General features: G+C 47.2%; 20 protein-coding genes, 1 tRNA gene and 3 pseudogenes. 16 read left to right on the forward strand and 8 right to left on the reverse strand.

Translation table 11 applies throughout. The features are described 5' to 3' along the window. Nucleotides 1-123 precede the first annotated feature (123 nt). From gpmI to FEK30_RS15405, 4 genes are all read left to right on the forward strand, one after another. Nucleotides 124-1,701 (forward strand): 2,3-bisphosphoglycerate-independent phosphoglycerate mutase, encoded by a 1,578-nt coding sequence (gene gpmI / locus FEK30_RS15390; RefSeq protein ID WP_012307831.1) that lies wholly within the window; start codon nt 124-126, stop codon nt 1,699-1,701. Between the two features lie 59 nt (nt 1,702-1,760). After that, nucleotides 1,761-2,003, forward strand: a complete 243-nt coding sequence (gene secG / locus FEK30_RS15395) for a preprotein translocase subunit SecG (protein ID WP_062435414.1) — start codon at nt 1,761-1,763, stop codon at nt 2,001-2,003. A gap of 7 nt (nt 2,004-2,010) precedes the next feature. Next, the gene (locus FEK30_RS15400) at nt 2,011-2,844 is read left to right on the forward strand and encodes a matrixin family metalloprotease (protein WP_255447907.1); all 834 of its coding nucleotides are present in this window, start codon (nt 2,011-2,013) and stop codon (nt 2,842-2,844) included. Nucleotides 2,845-2,943: 99 nt separating this feature from the next. Further along, a complete protein-coding gene (locus FEK30_RS15405) occupies nt 2,944-3,987 on the forward strand; it encodes a hypothetical protein (protein WP_138073662.1) in 1,044 nt (347 codons plus the stop codon). Between the two features lie 170 nt (nt 3,988-4,157). Here the strand turns inward: FEK30_RS15405 and FEK30_RS15410 are convergent. After that, nucleotides 4,158-4,229: transfer RNA gene (locus FEK30_RS15410), tRNA-Gly, on the reverse strand. Next, nucleotides 4,209-5,309, reverse strand: a complete 1,101-nt coding sequence (locus FEK30_RS15415; RefSeq protein WP_138073663.1) for an acyl-CoA dehydrogenase family protein — start codon at nt 5,307-5,309, stop codon at nt 4,209-4,211. The genes FEK30_RS15410 and FEK30_RS15415 overlap by 21 nt, the downstream gene beginning before the upstream one ends. A gap of 184 nt (nt 5,310-5,493) precedes the next feature. Between FEK30_RS15415 and FEK30_RS15420 the strand changes: the two genes are divergently transcribed. The 3 genes from FEK30_RS15420 to FEK30_RS15425 all read left to right on the forward strand — a co-directional run bounded on the left by FEK30_RS15420 (nt 5,494) and on the right by FEK30_RS15425 (nt 7,492). Next, nucleotides 5,494-6,450 (forward strand): ParA family protein, encoded by a 957-nt coding sequence (locus FEK30_RS15420; protein ID WP_012307837.1) that lies wholly within the window; start codon nt 5,494-5,496, stop codon nt 6,448-6,450. 74 nt (nt 6,451-6,524) lie between these two features. Beyond that, nucleotides 6,525-6,692 (forward strand): hypothetical protein, encoded by a 168-nt coding sequence (locus tag FEK30_RS16800; protein WP_012307838.1) that lies wholly within the window; start codon nt 6,525-6,527, stop codon nt 6,690-6,692. A gap of 26 nt (nt 6,693-6,718) precedes the next feature. Then, a complete protein-coding gene (locus FEK30_RS15425) occupies nt 6,719-7,492 on the forward strand; it encodes an ABC transporter permease (protein ID WP_012307839.1) in 774 nt (257 codons plus the stop codon). A 3-nt stretch (nt 7,493-7,495) separates the two neighbouring features. Here FEK30_RS15425 and FEK30_RS15430 read toward each other — a convergent pair whose 3' ends face one another. Together FEK30_RS15430 and FEK30_RS15435 are read right to left on the reverse strand one after the other, a co-directional pair. Continuing rightward, nucleotides 7,496-8,269 (reverse strand): HAD family hydrolase, encoded by a 774-nt coding sequence (locus tag FEK30_RS15430; RefSeq protein ID WP_138073664.1) that lies wholly within the window; start codon nt 8,267-8,269, stop codon nt 7,496-7,498. Further along, nucleotides 8,269-8,586, reverse strand: a complete 318-nt coding sequence (locus tag FEK30_RS15435) for a DUF1825 family protein (RefSeq protein ID WP_012307841.1) — start codon at nt 8,584-8,586, stop codon at nt 8,269-8,271. The genes FEK30_RS15430 and FEK30_RS15435 overlap by 1 nt, the downstream gene beginning before the upstream one ends. A 123-nt stretch (nt 8,587-8,709) precedes the next feature. On the opposite strand from FEK30_RS15435, the gene FEK30_RS15440 reads away from it, so the two are divergent. The 4 genes from FEK30_RS15440 (at nt 8,710) to FEK30_RS15455 (ending at nt 11,919) form a co-directional block, all read left to right on the forward strand. Continuing rightward, complete coding sequence (locus FEK30_RS15440; RefSeq protein WP_138073665.1) at nt 8,710-9,102, forward strand: SHOCT domain-containing protein; 393 nt, start codon at nt 8,710-8,712, stop codon at nt 9,100-9,102. A gap of 89 nt (nt 9,103-9,191) precedes the next feature. Further along, the gene (locus FEK30_RS15445) at nt 9,192-10,733 is read left to right on the forward strand and encodes a type I restriction-modification system subunit M (RefSeq protein WP_138073666.1); all 1,542 of its coding nucleotides are present in this window, start codon (nt 9,192-9,194) and stop codon (nt 10,731-10,733) included. Between the two features lie 5 nt (nt 10,734-10,738). Beyond that, nucleotides 10,739-10,918 (forward strand): restriction endonuclease subunit S domain-containing protein, encoded by a 180-nt coding sequence (locus FEK30_RS15450; protein WP_220094728.1) that lies wholly within the window; start codon nt 10,739-10,741, stop codon nt 10,916-10,918. A gap of 52 nt (nt 10,919-10,970) precedes the next feature. Next, a protein-coding gene (locus FEK30_RS15455; RefSeq protein WP_138071064.1) for an IS630 family transposase occupies nt 10,971-11,919 on the forward strand; the annotation gives its coding sequence in 2 pieces (ribosomal slippage) (nt 10,971-11,311 and nt 11,310-11,919; 951 coding nt in all). A gap of 149 nt (nt 11,920-12,068) precedes the next feature. On the opposite strand, the gene FEK30_RS15460 is transcribed toward FEK30_RS15455, so the two are convergent. Further along, nucleotides 12,069-12,374 carry a transposase gene (locus FEK30_RS15460; protein ID WP_138073667.1) on the reverse strand — a complete coding sequence of 102 codons (306 nt, stop codon included), beginning with the start codon at nt 12,372-12,374 and terminating at the stop codon, nt 12,069-12,071. Nucleotides 12,375-12,410: 36 nt separating this feature from the next. Continuing rightward, a pseudogene (locus tag FEK30_RS15465) lies at nt 12,411-13,088 on the reverse strand (IS256 family transposase); the annotation flags it as partial. Between the two features lie 84 nt (nt 13,089-13,172). Here FEK30_RS15465 and FEK30_RS15470 point away from each other — a divergent pair. Next, entirely contained in the window at nt 13,173-14,444 is a 1,272-nt protein-coding gene (locus tag FEK30_RS15470) for an IS256 family transposase (RefSeq protein ID WP_138073668.1), read from the forward strand. Between the two features lie 31 nt (nt 14,445-14,475). Here the strand turns inward: FEK30_RS15470 and FEK30_RS15475 are convergent. Beyond that, nucleotides 14,476-15,081 (reverse strand): annotated as a pseudogene (locus tag FEK30_RS15475) (transposase); the annotation flags it as partial. 87 nt (nt 15,082-15,168) lie between these two features. Continuing rightward, a pseudogene (locus FEK30_RS15480) lies at nt 15,169-15,537 on the reverse strand (IS4 family transposase); the annotation flags it as partial. A gap of 73 nt (nt 15,538-15,610) precedes the next feature. On the opposite strand from FEK30_RS15480, the gene FEK30_RS15485 reads away from it, so the two are divergent. The 4 genes from FEK30_RS15485 (at nt 15,611) to FEK30_RS15500 (ending at nt 17,836) form a co-directional block, all read left to right on the forward strand. Next, the gene (locus FEK30_RS15485; protein ID WP_138073669.1) at nt 15,611-16,606 is read left to right on the forward strand and encodes a restriction endonuclease subunit S; all 996 of its coding nucleotides are present in this window, start codon (nt 15,611-15,613) and stop codon (nt 16,604-16,606) included. A gap of 42 nt (nt 16,607-16,648) precedes the next feature. Beyond that, on the forward strand, nt 16,649-17,047 hold the full coding sequence (locus FEK30_RS15490; protein ID WP_255447908.1) for an endonuclease domain-containing protein: 399 nt from the start codon (nt 16,649-16,651) through the stop codon (nt 17,045-17,047). Nucleotides 17,048-17,192: 145 nt separating this feature from the next. Next, the gene (locus FEK30_RS15495; RefSeq protein WP_065711140.1) at nt 17,193-17,432 is read left to right on the forward strand and encodes an antitoxin; all 240 of its coding nucleotides are present in this window, start codon (nt 17,193-17,195) and stop codon (nt 17,430-17,432) included. A gap of 2 nt (nt 17,433-17,434) precedes the next feature. Next, nucleotides 17,435-17,836 (forward strand): type II toxin-antitoxin system VapC family toxin, encoded by a 402-nt coding sequence (locus FEK30_RS15500; protein ID WP_138073670.1) that lies wholly within the window; start codon nt 17,435-17,437, stop codon nt 17,834-17,836. Nucleotides 17,837-17,871: the final 35 nt, after the last annotated feature.

Consider the following 17,871-nt stretch of genomic DNA (forward strand, 5'->3'; position numbering starts at 1 on the left):
ACTTTGAGAAAACAACATTAAAACATTATTAATTTTCGGGAATGATAGTCTAAATTACAGAAAGTGATATTATCGATTTGCATTCCCCCGTACAGACACCCACAATAGAGGAAAGAATTCATCATGGCGAACGCACCTGTATCCCCAGTGGTGCTCGTAATCTTAGATGGCTGGGGCTACCGTCAAGAAGCTAACGCAAATGCCATTGCGGCTGCCAATACACCAAATGTCGATGCCTTTTTCGCTACATACCCTTCGACATTAATCCATACATCCGGAAAAAGGGTGGGGTTGCCCGATGGCCAAATGGGGAATTCTGAAGTCGGTCACTTAAACCTTGGCGCAGGACGTGTCGTCCCCCAGGAACTGGTGCGTATTTCCGATGCCATTGAAGACGGTTCCTTCCTCCGCAATGACGTCCTCGTTAAAGTTTGTCGAGAAACCCGCCAAGCCGGAAAAAAATTACACCTTATCGGTCTTTGCTCAGATGGTGGTGTCCACTCCCATCTCAATCATCTCCTCGGTTTGTTAGACCTAGCCAAGGTTAACGGCATTGCCGATGTCCATATCCATGCCATCACCGACGGACGCGACACCAACACCACAGAAGGGATTAATTACCTCCAACAAATCCAAGCGCACATCGATAAATTTGGGGTCGGCTCGATCTCGACGATCAGTGGCCGCTACTTTGCCATGGATCGCGATCGCCGCTGGGATCGCGTCAAGCAAGCCTATGACGTGATGACCCAAAACGGTAATCTCGACCAACGTTCCTTCGCCGAGATTCTCCAAAGCCACTATGACAACGGTGTAACCGATGAATTTATCCCACCTGTACGCCTTAAGGAAGGCGCCATTGAACCAGGCGATGGGGTGATTTTCTACAATTTCCGACCCGACCGTGCCCGCCAACTCTCCTATGCCTTGGTAGACAAGAATTTCCAAGGGTTTGAGCGGGAACTGATTCCGGATCTCAATTTTGTCACCTTTACTCAATACGACGCCAATTTGCCCGTACAGGTCGCCTTTGCGCCCCAAAACCTGACGAAAATCCTTGGGGAAGTGATTGCGGACAATGGCCTGAAGCAATTCCGCACCGCAGAAACAGAAAAATATCCCCATGTTACTTATTTCTTTAATGGTGGCTTAGAGGTTGCCTTCGAAGGAGAAGACCGAGAGTTAATTTCTAGCCCCCAGGTGGCGACCTACGACCAAAAGCCAGAAATGTCCGCTAAGGCAGTGACGGATGCGGCCTGCCAAGCCATCGAAAAAGGTATTTATAGTCTGGTGGTGATTAACTATGCCAATCCGGACATGGTCGGCCATACTGGAAAACTCGAAGCGGCGGTACAGGCCATTGAGACCGTTGATCATTGTTTAGGCCGTTTGGTAGCAACCATCGGCAAAATGGGCGGCACGACATTAATCACCGCTGATCACGGCAATGCAGAATATATGGCCGATCAAAATGGGAAGTCTTGGACAGCGCACACAACTAACCCTGTGCCCTTTATCTTGATTGAAGGGGAACGCCGTAAGGTAGTTGGCCATGGTGCTGATGTGGTGTTGCGGGAAAATGGCTGTTTAGCAGATGTCGCCCCGACGATCCTCGATATTCTGGGTATTGACAAACCACAGGAAATGACGGGTCAGTCTCTCATTGCTCCGGCCCCCTATGCCGTGACCCGACGTCGATAAATCGGTTATCCTAAAGTTTCCCCGCTGAAATCAAACATTTATTCGTTCGTCATTGATCTATGTTGGAATCTATTTTGCAAATTGTGTGGATGGTCTCCGCTGTTGGCCTTGTGCTTCTGGTCTTACTCCATAGCCCCAAGGGAGACGGTTTAGGGGGCATTGGCGGTCAGGCGCAGATGTTTACCAGTACAAAAAGTGCCGAAACAGCTCTCAACCGTGCCACTTGGATTTTGTGCATTACCTTTATGAGCTTGACAGTCATTCTGAGTGCGGGTTGGTTAACACCAGTCGTTGGTCAATAGGATTCCTTTGGCTAGGTTGGACGATATTTTTCGTGCTTGGCGGCGTCACCTTTGGGGGTGGCGTTTTTGGTTTGGTCTCCTTGGGGGCCTGGCGATCGCCTTAGGGATTCAGTGGGGCAGCTATGGTTTAAGCTCAGACTTACTCACGCGGTTACCCCAAGCCCAAATTCATCCTTTGCCAGAAGTGCTCCAAGGGACGCCAGACCCGATAACTGCGGCAGATTACTTTGAGGCCGTCACCCCTTCCCCCCTGGGTCATTTGATTTGGTCGGAATTTCCAGTGAAGGTTTATGTGGCTCCCCTTGATTCCACTGTCAGTCCAGCGGCTCAACAACGTCAACAGCAATGGCAACGGGCTACTTTTGCGGCGATCGCCCAATGGCAAGCATACATACCGTTGTTAACGGTAGAAACAATAGAGACTGCGGATATCATCATCCAGCGCCAAGCTCCCCCAGTTCAAAGGGAGACCGACCCAGAAACAGGCGAAATTCGTTATTCCTTGGGCCGCAATGCCGAAACTCGCTACGAATTTTATATCGATAACCGAAATATCCTCCGTCACCGCATGACCATCCTGCTGAATGATCACCAAGGGGCGATCGCCACCCAAAACACCGCCTGCCATGAATTGGGCCACGCCCTTGGTATCTGGGGTCATAGTCCCAATGCTGCAGATGCGCTTTTCCCAAGACAAATGGGCACCCAAGCAAGGATCTCTGCCGCTGATATCAATACCCTCCGCAAAATTTACCAACAACCGACCCGCTTAGGTTGGCCAATGCCCCCTTTTGCCAATAAAAAACTCGCTGATCCCCACAGCCTTAAAGAAGGTCAATAATTTTCTTTTGTGAAGTATTATGAAGGCTTTTTCTGACTTTACAGTGGGCAGATGCCTATCCTATAGTTAAAGGCTAGAGAAAATTTTGAGGCAATCTACATGGCAAAAAAGAAACGTAAGACCACTGGCAAAAATGCTGTTACCCTATCCCTTACGTCCCAAGCCATCGATCGCCTTGCAGAAATGGCTCAAAAATCTGGCTTTTCCCGGTCTGCCTTTGTCGAGAATCTAATGGCGGGTACTGTCTCAATCACGGCACCGGAAGCAGAAAAGAATCTTTTGGTGTCCGTTGAAAACGAGGTCGAAGACACCGCAAAAGTACAAGTAGATTTGGCCGAAACCACTGCCGCTAATACCAAACCAACGGCCCCTAATCCCGATGCAGAATTAGCAGAAAAAGTGGCTTCTCAAGCGAAGATCATTGCCGATCTAGAAGCTAAATTAGCAGAGGCTTCTCCTCCCCTTAAACGGCCAGTGGCTCGTCCCAATACTGCCGAAAAATCAGCTCCGACAGTCACCGATCAGTCTCCAAAAATTGCGACCCTCGAGAAGCAAATTACTGATCAAAAAAATCAGATTCAAGACTTAACAAAACAGTTAAATGAATCAGCAAAAAATCTTGCTGTAACCAACGAAAAAAATAAAGCATTACAACAAGAATTCGATCAAGTAATGATCAAGTTTGAAAAAATTCAAAGCGAGAACAAAACCCTTGCCCAAACCCTTGAATCTCAGAAAGCAGAGATTGCTCAACTCCAGCAACAGGGGGTAGCGGCACAACAAGCCCAAACTGAACAAACCCAACTCCAGGAACGCCTTACGGCCTTGCAACAAGAAACAGCAACACTGCAACAGCAACTCCAAGCAGCCAGTACCGCTGAGGCAACGTTACAAAGCCAAATAACCCAGCAACGCCAGGCGATCGCTCAACTCGAACAGGCGCTACAGTCTAGTCGAGCACAAATAGCCGCCCAAGCTGACCAAGCCCAGGCGATCGCCAGTCTGAAACAGGCCCATGCGGATTTGCAGCAACAATACAAATTGCAAGGCGATCGCCTCCGCGCCTTAGAAGCCCAGGCTCACCAAGCGACAGGCGTTGCCAGCATCGGTGAATTCTATCTCAACCGTTGGCGTAAATACTAAAAGGCGAATTTTTGTCCTTAGATAATCTCAAAATTTCAGTTCCCAGTGGATTCAATAATCTGCCGGGAACCTTTTTGGATGTTTAGGGTAGGCTGATAATTGTTCCAAACTGAATGGAGCAAAACCACTCAATTTTAATCCTGGGAAATAATCTTGATTTTCCAAGTCAAAGCGGATGATCGGACTCGAACCGACGACATTCAGCTTGGGAAGCTGACGTTCTACCACTGAACTACACCCGCGTAATTCGATTTAATAGTATATCCTGAACTTTTTCCCGGTAGCAAGCTTTTGACCATGGCGGCGCGAATGGCCTGGGTTTGACCAAAGATGCTGTACATCATTGCTTCGCGATAAAGACGTTGAGCCGGACTGGTGAGTAAATTTCCTGCTCCCCCGGACCAAGTAAGGGCAATTTGGGCGAAGGTTTGGGCCATTTGGATCACGCTTAGACGCAACGCTAATTGGGTTTGGAAACTTTCTGTTTGGGGTTCCTCAATGGCACGAAACAACTGATCATGAAGTACTTGCCAATGATCTTCTAGGGCCGCTAAATCATCAAATTCAGCCGTTGCCAACCAATCGAGCACCCCCCGCGCGCAACCGAGGGCGAAAAAACCATGGTGTAGAATCTGTTGGCGATCGCCTTTGTGAATCGTGCCGGGGGGCTGGATCACCAGAACATCTGTGGCAGGAACTAACCAATTTTGGAGTTTGACTGTCACCGTTTGGCTTACTCCCATGGCGGCGAGGGGGAGGGGTTGACTACAAAAAATTTCTCCCTGCTCTGATGGCTGTGATGTTTCGAGGGGAATCAGGCCATACCATTCTGAACCGTCGGGTAATGTGGCTCCGGCGATCGCCCGTTGAAAAAAACCATAGCCTGTCACCCAAGGAATCGTCCCCGTTAAGCAATAACGATCACCCTGGGGAATTGCCTGTACTGCCGGTTCGCCCCGCCGCCGGAGATGGGAAAAGCCCACACCAATTCGCACATCCCCCTTGGCCATTTGGGGTAATAATCGTTGCTGCTCAGAGTTGCCGAACCAGGCAATGCGACTGGCCGCACTCTGGTGTTGGGTTTGCAGAAAAGCTAAAGCGCCCGAAGCCGCCGCCATCGCTACCGTAGCTTGGTAATATTCCACCGTGCTCAGCCCAGAACCCCCTAAATTTTCGGGCACCCGGAGCGCCAGGAGGTGGCGATCGCCTAGACCATCAAGAGCTCGACCGAGAGCCAGGGGATCTTGATCCAGCTTTTCCGCCTGGGGCGCAATCGAGAAACGAAGATATTCTGCTAAATTTTCCCAGGCAAACTGACCCATTGATCAAAAATAATTTAACCCTACTTTTTTACAGAGTCCCTGACCATTAGCATCCTCAATTTTGCGGTTGCCCTAATTCCCAAAGGAAACTAGAAGATGGCGGTACAATAACTAAAAATCTTAACCTAACACCCTTAACTTCCCCGTCAATCCACTCACCCAACCACCTATTTCCCAGGTTCCTATGGCACTCATCATTAGTACCGTCAACATGAAAGGGGGCGTTGGTAAAACCACCCTCACCGTCAACCTCGCCGCCTGCCTTGCCCGCCACCACAAAAAACGCGTACTTGTTGTTGATCTCGACTCCCAGATTAGTGCCACCCTCAGTTTGATGCCCCCCCAGGATTTTGCCCGGATCCGCAAAGGCCGCCGTACCATTAGCCATCTCATCGAAATGGCCATCAAACCGACCCTCAAACAAAGCCTGGACATCAACGACATCATTTGCCCTTACATTGCCAACGTCCAGGGCCTAGACCTCCTTCCCGGTGACATTGAGCTTTATGACGAATATCTCGTCTCGGAGATGCTGCACCAAAAAGCCCATAAAGATCCCAGCCTAGACTTTCAAGCCATCTGGAACAATTTTGAGCTGGTCTTAATTCGTAAGATCCTGGCCCCGGTAATGGATAAATATGATTTCATCATTATGGACTGTGCCCCCGGCTATAACCTGGTAACCCGGAGTGGATTGGCCGCCAGCGATTTTTATATTTTGCCTGCCCGCCCCGAACCTTTGTCTGTGGTGGGAATTCAACTACTGCAACGGCGAATCCGTGCCTTACGGGATAGCCATCAGGATACTGACCCTAGAAATATCGATCCGATTAAATTAGATCTATTGGGCATCGTTTTTATTCTTTCTGGTGGGAGCCTGCTCAATCGCTACTATAACCAAGTGATGAAACGGGTTAGTGATGACTTTACCAGTACGCAAATTTTTAAATACAAAATTCCCATGGATGTGAATGTCGCCAAGGCCCTGGATACATTTCAGCCAGTCGTTGTTTCGATGCCAAATACGGCTGGAGCGAAGGCATTTATGAAACTCACAGAAGAGTTCCTGGCGAAACTCAAGGAAGCAGGGGGCCTCGCAGAGCAGCGTCCTTCTCGAATTAACCTCGCGGATATCGAATAGACCTGGGCAAGCTCCCATTTTTTGGGGTATGGTCTTTAGCGGATAGTATTTATTCCTACAAATCTTGAAGTGCTATGACAGATCTGGCTGTACTTAAAACAAAAATTGACGCGATCAAAGGTAAACGAACAGTATTACTCAAGCTGCTTGAAAATCCGAATATTGGCACTCTGCGGCTCGATGTTAACCAAGCCCTTGAAGAATTAGATGAATTGATTGCGGAGTTGGATCAAACCCTGTAGGCCATGATCGCTAGGCACCTTTACGGATGAAATATTGGTACGAAACGATCGCCGTTAGCCAGAGAATCTTGCTGGAGTTGTGGCGACGGCGACGGAGCTTAATTTTTTGGATTTTATTTCCGGTATCTCTCCTGTTCCTCAATGGATTTATTTTGGCGGAGCGGGCAGGTTTGAGCTTGGCTGAAGCCATGGAATTTGCCGCCCCCTCAACGCTGGTAGGGGCAGCCCTATTTTTTAGCTGCTTGGGGGGGAGTATTGCAACGGTCGTTTCGGAACGGGAACAACATACCCTCAAGCGTTTATTTATTTCTCCGTTGAGTGGGACGGCCTATTTTTTAGGAATTTTCCTGGCCCATTGTTTGATTGGGATTGGTCAAGCACTATTGGTCTTTGCGATCGCCATTTTTGTGGGGGCGACCTTTACGGGGTCGGTGCTGGTGGGCATTGGGATTATTTTCCTGAGTATCATCGCCTATGTGGGGGTTGGCTTTATTCTGGGAACTCAACTGGCGAAACGCACCGAGGATGTGAACGCTTTAGTCGCGACCTTCGGCGTGCCGTTATTGATCCTTGGCGGCGCTTTTTTACCGACTTCCCTCTTCCCGGAGGCTCTGCTTAATGCAGCCCAATACAATCCGATTTTTCACATGAATGAGGCTTTAGTGGGTCTTTGGGCTGAGGGGGAAACCATCGGGGCGATCGCCAATCATCTGTGGTTTTTGGGCATCTTTGCCCTGGCGATGATTGGGGGCGGCTGGCTGTCCTACCGGCGGATGATCCAAGTGGAACGGCAACTATAGACTTTAAGAAATTGTTTCAGTGACCGCTTGAACCCATTGGGACAAATTTACGACGGGAATCCCCTGCTGTGTGGCGCTAGATCGCTCAGGGGCGGTGTTATAACCCCAGTCTGCGAGAAACAGTTGCAAGGTACTTAATTCAGGTTGCTGTTGGACTTTTTCTAAGGTTTTGAGGCGATCTTCGATGAAGATAAAAGTCTCTACCTCTGGAGAAAGCAATTGTTTTAAAGTAGCGGTTTTGGGCTGTTTTTGCTCTTTGCCAAAAATCTGGGCCGCCGGGAAATCGACGTTTTGGTGCTGGAGTAACTGTCGCGTAAACCGGGCTTCCTTCGTCGTGATGATGTAAGGCGTTACGTCATTTTGCTGCAATAAATTTTGCAGTAAAGCTACCATTCCCAGATAAAAATGGTGTCGTCCGAGCCATTGATCTAACTGGGTTTGCAGTTGGCGATCGCGCACCTGATCAAGGGCTTCCATTAACTGGGCAGCACTGAGATTTTCCTGCTGTAGAGTTCGTTGAACAATGGCTGACCATGCTTGCCAAAGTTGAACCGTGGGAATGCCCTGCTGCAGCGCCCGCAAAAGAATAATCATTTCCCAACCTGTTTCGATCAGAGGGCGTAGATCATTGAAACTCCCCTGCAAGGTTGCCGTTGGGGTTATGGGTTCGTCCGGCCAAATCTTTTGGTAGCCAAGCGAAGCGGAATGGAAATATTCAGGACGCCCGTCACAGATCACCCCATCGAAGTCAAAGGCGATAATTGTTTTTGCTGCCATTAGTCAGGGATTTGAGCCTTCATGCGTTCGAGGGTCAGATTCATCTGGTCAAACATTTGTTGGGGGGTCATGCCAAACTGACCAAGCTGGGTTTTCATCTGCTCAACGGCCATTTGGGCCATAAAGTCATCGGAGAGTTCAAAGCGCTTCATGAAAATTTTGTAGCGATCCATGACGCTTTCCATCTGGTCGATGTACATTTTTTTGCCTTCTCGGTCGAACTTACCAAAGTCACTGCCGAGTTGGACTAAGTTTTGGTAGTCTTCAAATAAAGTTTTGGCTTCCTGCTGGACAATTTCTGAATCAAAAAATCCCATCATTACTCCTATGCACTGCTGCGGCTTGGATAAGTTGCTCTACCATAGGGGGTGAGTGTCTTCCTTAAATTTTAGTGGAGGCATTTCCTGTCGCAAAGTATGGTTTTCCACATCTAAGCTGCCATGAAACAGGCGATCGCCAAATTTTTGACCCAGCCCAAAGACCGAAAAATTGCTGTCGGTCTCGCCCTCCTTGGTTCCGTCACGCCCCTCTCCGGCGTCCACAAATTTTATGTCGGGCAACCAGTCTGGGGCGTTGTGTATATTCTCCTCTGGTCAACGCCGATCCCCCAAATTGCCTGTGCCATCGAAGCGGTCTGGTACCTACTGCAAGATTTTGACTCGTTCCAAGCCCGGTTTGGGTTAGCGAAAGCCCCAGCGTCTGACCAGGCGATCGCCGCTGTCCAACAAACTGCTGCCATTGCCGAAGCGCTCCGGGAACTCGAAAAACTCCGGGTAGAAGGTTTGATCACCGAATATGAGTTTGAACAAAAACGCCGCCAGCTCTTGAATTAACAATCTAAACATGGGCGCGGAGAGAGGTGCTTATTGTGTATAATACGCAGATGATGGCGACTTAAGCATGGATATAAAGTAGAAAAAAAATGACAAGTTCCCAACAACGGGCCGCCTTGCAACGCCAGATCTGGCAAATCGCGAATGATGTACGCGGCTCAGTCGATGGCTGGGATTTCAAACAGTATGTGCTGGGGGCGCTGTTCTATCGCTTTATCAGTGAAAACTTTACTGGCTACATCGAAGCCGGTGACGACAGCATCCATTACGCTGAGCTGCCCGATAGCGTGATCACGCCCGACATTAAAGAAGATGCGATTAAAACGAAGGGCTATTTTATTTATCCTAGTCAATTGTTTGCTAATATTGCCGCGAGTGCTAATACAAATGAAAGCCTAAATACTGACCTAGCAGCGATTTTTGTAGCGATTGAGAGTTCGGCGAATGGCTACCCTTCTGAGAGGGATATCAAGGGGCTATTTGCGGATTTTGACACCACTAGTAACCGTCTCGGCAACACAGTTAAGGATAAAAACCTGCGGTTGGCGGCGGTGCTGAAAGGGGTGGCGGGACTGGATTTCGGGAATTTTGATGCCAGCCATATTGATTTGTTCGGTGATGCCTATGAGTTTTTGATCTCGAACTATGCGGCGAATGCAGGGAAATCGGGGGGCGAGTTTTTTACGCCGCAGCATGTGTCACGGTTGATTGCTCAGTTGGCGATGCACGGGCAAACCAGCGTGAATAAAATTTATGATCCTGCCTGTGGTTCGGGTTCGCTGCTGTTGCAGGCTAAAAAGCATTTTGATGCTCACCTGATTGAAGAAGGTTTTTACGGGCAGGAGATTAACCACACGACCTATAACTTGGCGCGGATGAATATGTTTTTGCATAACATCAACTACGACAAGTTCAACATTCAGTTGGGTAATACGTTGACTGATCCGCATTTTGGGGATGAAAAGCCCTTTGATGCGATTGTTTCTAATCCGCCCTATTCGGTGAAGTGGATCGGTAAGGATGATCCAACGCTAATTAATGATGATCGCTTTGCGCCTGCGGGGGTACTTGCGCCAAAGTCTAAGGCTGATTTTGCGTTTGTGTTGCATTGTTTGAGTTATTTATCGAGTAAGGGACGGGCGGCGATTGTTTGTTTCCCCGGTATTTTTTATCGAGGTGGCGCTGAGAAGAAAATCAGAAAGTATTTGGTCGATAACAACTATGTGGAAACGGTGATCGCCCTTGCGCCGAATTTGTTTTTTGGGACGACCATCGCGGTGACGATTTTGGTGTTATCGAAGCATAAGCCGGATACTAAAACCCAGTTTATTGATGCGAGTGGGTTGTTTAAAAAGGAAACGAACACGAACACCCTGACGGATGAGCATATTGGGAAAATTTTGGGGGTGTTTGAGAGTAAGGAAAATGTTGATTATTTTGCGAAATCTGTGACCTTGGAGGAGATTGCGGCGAATGATTACAATTTGTCGGTGAGTAGTTATGTGGAGCCGGAGGATACGCGGGAGAAAATTGATATAAACGAGCTTAATGCTGAGTTAAAAACGACGGTAGCGAAGATTGATCGCCTGCGGGCTGAGATTGATGGGATCGTGGCGGAGATTGGGGAATGAGTGGGATGAATTTTCTGAAACGGTTATTGGATGGGGCGGCGGTGGAGTGGAAGCCGTTGGAGGAGATTGGCGATTTGGTTCGGGGAAATGGCTTGCCGAAAACAGATTTTACCGAATCTGGAGTACCAGCTATTCACTATGGACAAATTTATACTTACTACGGATTACAGCATTTTTCGGGCTAGTAAAGCGATAGCGAGTAAGATAAAGCTGTAATCTACCCAATCAAAATTTGCAGTGCGACCCTACTCTGTTGATTTACGCCAAAAAATTATTGACACCTATCTCGAAGGCAAACTATCACAGCGCCAAATTGCTGAGCAATTCCGGGTTGCCTACAGTTTCGTGCGTAAACTAACTAAGCAATATCGTGAAACAGGAGATATTCAACCCAAGCAGCGCCTCAAACAAACCCCCACTAAACTCAATGAGACTCAACTCATCACCCTGCAACAGCTAGTAAAGCAGCATAATGATGCAACCTTAGCCGAACTCTGTGACCTTCTCGAAGAAACCGTTGGCGTCAGGATTAGTGTGACCACAATGTTTCGGATGCTCCAAAAACTCAAGATAACCCTCAAAAAAAACACTGCATCCCGATGAGAAAGAAACAGAACGAGTACAGCAGCAACGATATGAATTTTGGCAACTGGTGCGGGAGATTTTAGTAAAAGACTTGATCTTTATTGATGAATCAGGGGTTGATTTAGCGCTGACTCGATTACGGGGTCGAGCACCCAGGGGAAAACGTGCCCATGGGAAACGTCCCAGCAAAAGGGGGAAACGAGTATCCATGATTAGTGCCATTAGTCTTGAGAAGGTACTGACCAATGTAAATCTACTGGGCAGTAGTGATGGTCTCACTTTTGAAGCTTTCATACATCGCCAGTTAGTACCTCAGTTATGGCAAGGAGCCTGTGTGATTATGGACAACTGCTCTATCCACAAGGGGAAAGCCATTAGGGACTGTATTGAAGCAGTTGGTGCAAGACTGATATTTCTTCCTCCATACTCGCCAGACTTTTCACCGATTGAGAATTGTTTCTCCAAAGTCAAAAGTATTTTACGTTCGTGGGGAGCCCGTACTTATCCAGAGCTCGCACAAGGGATTGAGGCCGCCTTCTCACAAGTATCAAGCCAAGACTTGCAGAATTGGTTTACCCATTGTTGCTACTCCGCCTCATAAGACCGAAAAACGCTGTATCAACAGGGAACCTCGAAATTTTCAAAAAATGGATAGGCTTTGAGAAAAACTATCAGTCACAGCATAAAAGCAAAAATATTTGCTCATATGATGTTGTCAATTCACCCTATTTGCCTCCATTTTTTTTGATTTTAGGCACAAGATTGCTGCAAGTAGACGTACCGTCGGAAGTTGTAGGCTAAGTTCTTCAGGGCAATTTGTGTCTCAATACGAGCATGACCAATCACCCTTTCCATCTTGCCCCCCATAGAGGTCACAAAAGTACCAAAGATATGCTCCACTCTCGAACGGACATGAGAGCGTTCTTTATTTCTGGCTTTTTGTGTCTCACTTAGGGGATGATTACGGTTCCCCTTCTCATGAATATGACTGTCCATACCCATCAGTGCTAATACTCTTTCCCGTACTTGGATTTGGTAAGCACTGTCTGCCCAGATGCCGGGCTATTGTCAAATCTGGTGTATGAGAAAGAATTAAGCGGCATCCTGTTGTTGAGATGATGGGGGTGTTTTTTGAACTTTCAATCCATCTTTAAATGGAACTCCTTCAATGACATCGGCAAGATATTTGAAGCCTCGAATGCGCAACCACCGTTTCTGAGCACTCTGCATTAGTTTGAATACCAAGGCCAGAATCGTTGCCTTGGAAACACATCCTCTGGTTTTATCGGTTCTCAATCTCACGGTCGCAAAAGTCGATTCAATGGGATTGGTACTGCGAATATGCTGCCAATGGGGTGCTGGAAAATCAAAGAAGGTAAACAGACTATCGCGGTCTTTTTCCAGACATTTTGTCGCTTCTGGATATTTGGCTTCATAGGTTTGGATAAAACGCTCATAGGCTTGTAGAGCATCGGCTTTAGTCCCAGCGCGATAAATCTGCCAAATGCCCTCCTTCGCTTCCATTTGTTGTTTCTTGGGTAATTTATCGAGGATATTTGCCGTTTTGTGTACCCAACATCGTTGTTTGCGGGTCTCGGGATAAACCTGAGCCAAGGCATTCCAGAATCCCAGAGAACCATCGCCAATGGCCAGTTCTGGAGCGATGGCCAAGCCGCGCTGTTTGAGGCTCAGCAGCAGGGGTTTCCAGCTCAATGCCGATTCACGATATCCTGCCGCTAGGGCTAGCAATTCTTTCTCGCCGTTTTCCGAGTTATGTTTATTTCTGGTGTATGGAGGAGAGGAAAGAAAAAGCGTATCCTGCTGAATTAAGCAAAAACCAACAAGGATACACCCATGGATAAAGATAGTCTGATTTCGTTGCCATCACCAGAAGCAACAGGAACTTTCCAAGACACATTAACGGAAATCCTACGTAAAGGCGCTCGTCAACTCATCGCCCAAGCAGTAGAAGAAGAGTTACAAAATTTTCTAGCTCAGTACGAAGACCAACGAGACAAACAGGGACGAAAAATGGTGGTACGCAATGGCTATTTGCCAGAACGCTCAGTCATCACAGGTATCGGAGAAGTCCAGGTAAAAGTACCAAAGGTACGAGACCGCAGCGGCAGCGGCATAAAATTCAATTCCTTGCTGCTGCCACCCTACCTAAAACGCAGCAAGAGCACAGAGGAGTTACTGCCATGGCTATATCTAAAGGGCATCTCAACAGGAGATTTCCAAGAAGCCCTAGGGTCATTACTGGGAGAGGAAGCAAGTGGATTGTCTCCAGCAACGATTAGTCGCCTGAAGCAGAAATGGGTCGGGGAGCATCAAGCCTGGCAACAGCGTTCCTTGCAACAAAAGCGCTATGTGTATGTGTGGGCAGATGGGATTTATTTCAACATCCGCGCCGAAGAAAGACAATGCATTCTGGTGCTCATCGGTGTGACGGAAAACGGCGAGAAAGAATTGCTAGCCCTAGCGGCAGGATATCGTGAATCGGCATTGAGCTGGAAACCCCTGCTGCTGAGCCTCAAACAGCGCGGCTTGGCCATCGCTCCAGAACTGGCCATTGGCGATGGTTCTCTGGGATTCTGGAATGCCTTGGCTCAGGTTTATCCCGAGACCCGCAAACAACGATGTTGGGTACACAAAACGGCAAATATCCTCGATAAATTACCCAAGAAACAACAAATGGAAGCGAAGGAGGGCATTTGGCAGATTTATCGCGCTGGGACTAAAGCCGATGCTCTACAAGCCTATGAGCGTTTTATCCAAACCTATGAAGCCAAATATCCAGAAGCGACAAAATGTCTGGAAAAAGACCGCGATAGTCTGTTTACCTTCTTTGATTTTCCAGCGCCCCATTGGCAGCATATTCGCAGTACCAATCCCATTGAATCGACTTTTGCGACCGTGAGATTGAGAACCGATAAAACCAGAGGATGTGTTTCCAAGGCAACGATTCTGGCCTTGGTATTCAAACTAATGCAGAGTGCTCAGAAACGGTGGTTGCGCATTCGAGGCTTCAAATATCTTGCCGATGTCATTGAAGGAGTTCCATTTAAAGATGGATTGAAAGTTCAAAAAACACCCCCATCATCTCAACAACAGGATGCCGCTTAATTCTTTCTCATACACCAGATTTGACAATAGCCCCGTTTTCCGTCACACCGATGAGCACCAGAATGCATTGTCTTTCTTCGGCGCGGATGTTGAAATAAATCCCATCTGCCCACACATACACATAGCGCTTTTGTTGCAAGGAACGCTGTTGCCAGGCTTGATGCTCCCCGACCCATTTCTGCTTCAGGCGACTAATCGTTGCTGGAGACAATCCACTTGCTTCCTCTCCCAGTAATGACCCTAGGGCTTCTTGGAAATCTCCTGTTGAGATGCCCTTTAGATATAGCCATGGCAGTAACTCCTCTGTGCTCTTGCTGCGTTTTAGGTAGGGTGGCAGCAGCAAGGAATTGAATTTTATGCCGCTGCCGCTGCGGTCTCGTACCTTTGGTACTTTTACCTGGACTTCTCCGATACCTGTGATGACTGAGCGTTCTGGCAAATAGCCATTGCGTACCACCATTTTTCGTCCCTGTTTGTCTCGTTGGTCTTTGTACTGAGCTAGAAAATTTTGTAACTCTTCTTCTACTGCTTGGGCGATGAGTTGACAGGCACCTTTACGTAGGATTTCCGTTAATGTGTCTTGGAAAGTTCCTGTTGCTTCTGGTGATGGTAACGAAATCAGACTATCTTTATCCATGGGTGTATCCTTGTTGGTTTTTGCTTAATTCAGCAGGATACGCTTTTTCTTTCCTCTCCTCCATACACCAGAAATAAACATAACTCTTGTCCACATCAGTGGATAACCGATGCCTTCATGGACAACACCCAGCATCAAGATATTGAAATCCGTTGTTCCGAATGACCAGTTGGTGCGGTCAATACTCAGGACCCAAGGTTGCGGGATAGCCGCGATATTCATCACCATCTGGGCGATTTTATCCAGGTTGACCTCAAAGGACTTGAAGAATCGCTGCATGCGCTTGTAATTGGACTCCTCAGTGGCGTCACCTCCCCAGACTGTGGCGAGTTCGGCGAGATTGACGGTTTTCGCCCGGAATAATGCTATCAGGAACATCGCAACGAAGGAGAGTCTGGCTCCATGCCATCCAATATGGGGTCGCAATTGGTCGCGAATTTCGCTAATCTGACTCATGAGGGTTTGCTTGGTTATCTTCTAATTCCTATCAAACCCTCTCCCTCTATCCTTTTCAAGTTTTTGTCCTGTACTGAGACCTGAGACAGCTACAAAGCTAAGGAAAGTTAATAAGGGTGATGTAGTAATTACAAATACAAGCGAAAACCTTGAAGATGTCGGAAAAGCTTTAGTTTATTTTGGTGAACAGCAAGCTGTTACTGGTGGACACGCCACGATATTTAAACCAAGCAACAATATTTTAGGAAAATATTTTGCCTATTTCACTCAAACAGGTACGTTTATGAGTGAAAAAAGAAAATATGCCAAGGGGACAAAGGTAATTGATGTATCGGCTACGGATATGGCAAAAATTAAAATCCCTATCCCATGCCCCGATCGCCCTGATCGCTCCCTTGCCATTCAAGGCGAAATCGTGCGGATTTTGAACACCTTTACAGAACTGACTACAGAACTGACTCTACGCCAAAAACAGTATGAATATTACCGCGATCGCCTATTGACTTTTGAAGAAGGTGAAGTGGAGTGGAAGATATTGGGGGATGTTTTCCAAATGCGTGCAGGTCAACATATCTCAGCCAGCAAGATAATGGAAACCGTTAACGGCGAATATATTTATCCTTGTTTTGGAGGGAATGGTGTTCGTGGTTTTGTAAATGAAAACAGTCATGATGGCGCACATTTGCTGATTGGCAGGCAAGGTGCACTCTGTGGAAATGTGCAACGGATGAAAGGCAAGTTTTATGCTACCGAACATGCAGTGGTTGTGACTGCAAATAATCAGGTAAATATTGACTGGGCTTTTCATATGTTAACCGTTATGAATCTGAATCAATATGCATCGCAATCAGCCCAACCAGGTTTAGCAGTTGGCAAACTTCAGGGTTTAAAGATTCCAATTCCATCCCTCGAAGAACAAGCCCGCATCGTCGCCATCCTCGACAAATTCGACACCCTCACCACCTCCATTAGCGAAGGCTTACCCCGTGAAATTGAACTGCGCCAAAAGCAATACGAATATTACCGCGACTTATTACTAAACTTTCCACCCCCTCTAACTCCCTCTTAATCGGAGAATCTTGTCCCCTCCCTTCATAGGGGAGGGCTAGGGATGGGTAAAACACTCTCAGGACACAGCAAAATGAAGCAAATTTTCAACAAAACCGAATACAAAACCCGCCGCCAAACACTCCGCAACAACATGACCGAACCCGAAAAAAAACTATGGCAAATCCTGCGCGGCAAACAAATGGGCGTAAAATTTCGCCGACAGCACGGCATCGGGCACTATATTGCTGATTTTTATTGCCCCGAATTAAAAATTGTCATCGAAGTCGATGGCGACAGTCATAAATCAGCCGAAGCACAAACCTATGACGCGATCCGCACTGATTTTATGGCTTCATTAGGTATTACTACTTTACGATTCACCAATGACGAAGTGATACACAATATTGAGGGCGTTCATCAGCAGCTTACGCAATACTTACCCCCTCTAGCTCCCCCTTAAGAAGGGGGAGAACAAGAAAGCTTGTCCCCTACTCTTTTCAGGGGAGGGCTAGGGAGGGGGTCAAGGCGATCATGCTGGCACAAATAAATAGAAACTATCCTGAACATCAGCTTTTACAGTTACAGATAACATAAAAATAAAAACGATGATTAATCAATATCAAGTCCGTTTATTTCACAATGGACGCAATCAAACCCTAAACATTCCCCACGCCTTTGAAATGCCGAGTGATGATGTGGTCATTCGCAAAGAAGGCGAGAAATTGATTATTGAACCTTGTAAGAAAAAGTCCTTATTAGAATTGTTGGCGACCCTGCCAGACATTGATGAAGACTTTCCAGATATTGATCAAGGCTTACCGCCCCTTGATGATATTCAATTTTAGCAATGACCTATCTCTATCTGTTGGATACAAATATCATTTCAGATTTGGTCAAGCATCCATCTGGAAAAATCGCCCAACGCATTGCCGAAGTTGGCGAGGCGAAGATCTGCACAAATATCGTTGTTGCCGCAGAGTTACGGTTTGGCGCAGAAAAAAGTGGATCACTCCGTTTAAAACAACAAGTCAATCAAATCCTTGAAGTGATGCCCGTTTTGCCCCTTGAGTCACCCGTTGAATTTTATTACGCCGAGATTCGCACCTATTTAGAAAGGGAAGGAACACCAATTGGTGCAAATGATTTACTGATTGCAGCCCATGGGTTGGCTTTGAATTTAACCGTGGTTACCGCAAATCAACGTGAATTTTCGCGTGTGCCACATTTGGCTGTGGAAAATTGGCTCTGAGCTATCCAAACAAAATTTTATCTGAAACGAAACTA

It is taken from the genome of Picosynechococcus sp. PCC 11901, assembly GCF_005577135.1.
Classification (GTDB): domain Bacteria; phylum Cyanobacteriota; class Cyanobacteriia; order Cyanobacteriales; family MRBY01; genus MRBY01.

Coding starts and splice junctions, on each gene's coding strand:
- gpmI (WP_012307831.1), top strand. CDS start 124: ATGGCGAACGCACCTGTATCCCCAGTGGTGCTCGTAATCTTAGATGGC.
- secG (WP_062435414.1), top strand. CDS start 1,761: ATGTTGGAATCTATTTTGCAAATTGTGTGGATGGTCTCCGCTGTTGGC.
- FEK30_RS15405 (WP_138073662.1), top strand. CDS start 2,944: ATGGCAAAAAAGAAACGTAAGACCACTGGCAAAAATGCTGTTACCCTA.
- FEK30_RS15415 (WP_138073663.1), bottom strand. CDS start 5,309: ATGGGTCAGTTTGCCTGGGAAAATTTAGCAGAATATCTTCGTTTCTCG.
- FEK30_RS15420 (WP_012307837.1), top strand. CDS start 5,494: ATGGCACTCATCATTAGTACCGTCAACATGAAAGGGGGCGTTGGTAAA.
- FEK30_RS16800 (WP_012307838.1), top strand. CDS start 6,525: ATGACAGATCTGGCTGTACTTAAAACAAAAATTGACGCGATCAAAGGT.
- FEK30_RS15425 (WP_012307839.1), top strand. CDS start 6,719: ATGAAATATTGGTACGAAACGATCGCCGTTAGCCAGAGAATCTTGCTG.
- FEK30_RS15430 (WP_138073664.1), bottom strand. CDS start 8,269: ATGGCAGCAAAAACAATTATCGCCTTTGACTTCGATGGGGTGATCTGT.
- FEK30_RS15435 (WP_012307841.1), bottom strand. CDS start 8,586: ATGGGATTTTTTGATTCAGAAATTGTCCAGCAGGAAGCCAAAACTTTA.
- FEK30_RS15440 (WP_138073665.1), top strand. CDS start 8,710: ATGAAACAGGCGATCGCCAAATTTTTGACCCAGCCCAAAGACCGAAAA.
- FEK30_RS15445 (WP_138073666.1), top strand. CDS start 9,192: ATGACAAGTTCCCAACAACGGGCCGCCTTGCAACGCCAGATCTGGCAA.
- FEK30_RS15450 (WP_220094728.1), top strand. CDS start 10,739: ATGAATTTTCTGAAACGGTTATTGGATGGGGCGGCGGTGGAGTGGAAG.
- FEK30_RS15470 (WP_138073668.1), top strand. CDS start 13,173: ATGGATAAAGATAGTCTGATTTCGTTGCCATCACCAGAAGCAACAGGA.
- FEK30_RS15490 (WP_255447908.1), top strand. CDS start 16,649: ATGGGTAAAACACTCTCAGGACACAGCAAAATGAAGCAAATTTTCAAC.
- FEK30_RS15495 (WP_065711140.1), top strand. CDS start 17,193: ATGATTAATCAATATCAAGTCCGTTTATTTCACAATGGACGCAATCAA.
- FEK30_RS15500 (WP_138073670.1), top strand. CDS start 17,435: ATGACCTATCTCTATCTGTTGGATACAAATATCATTTCAGATTTGGTC.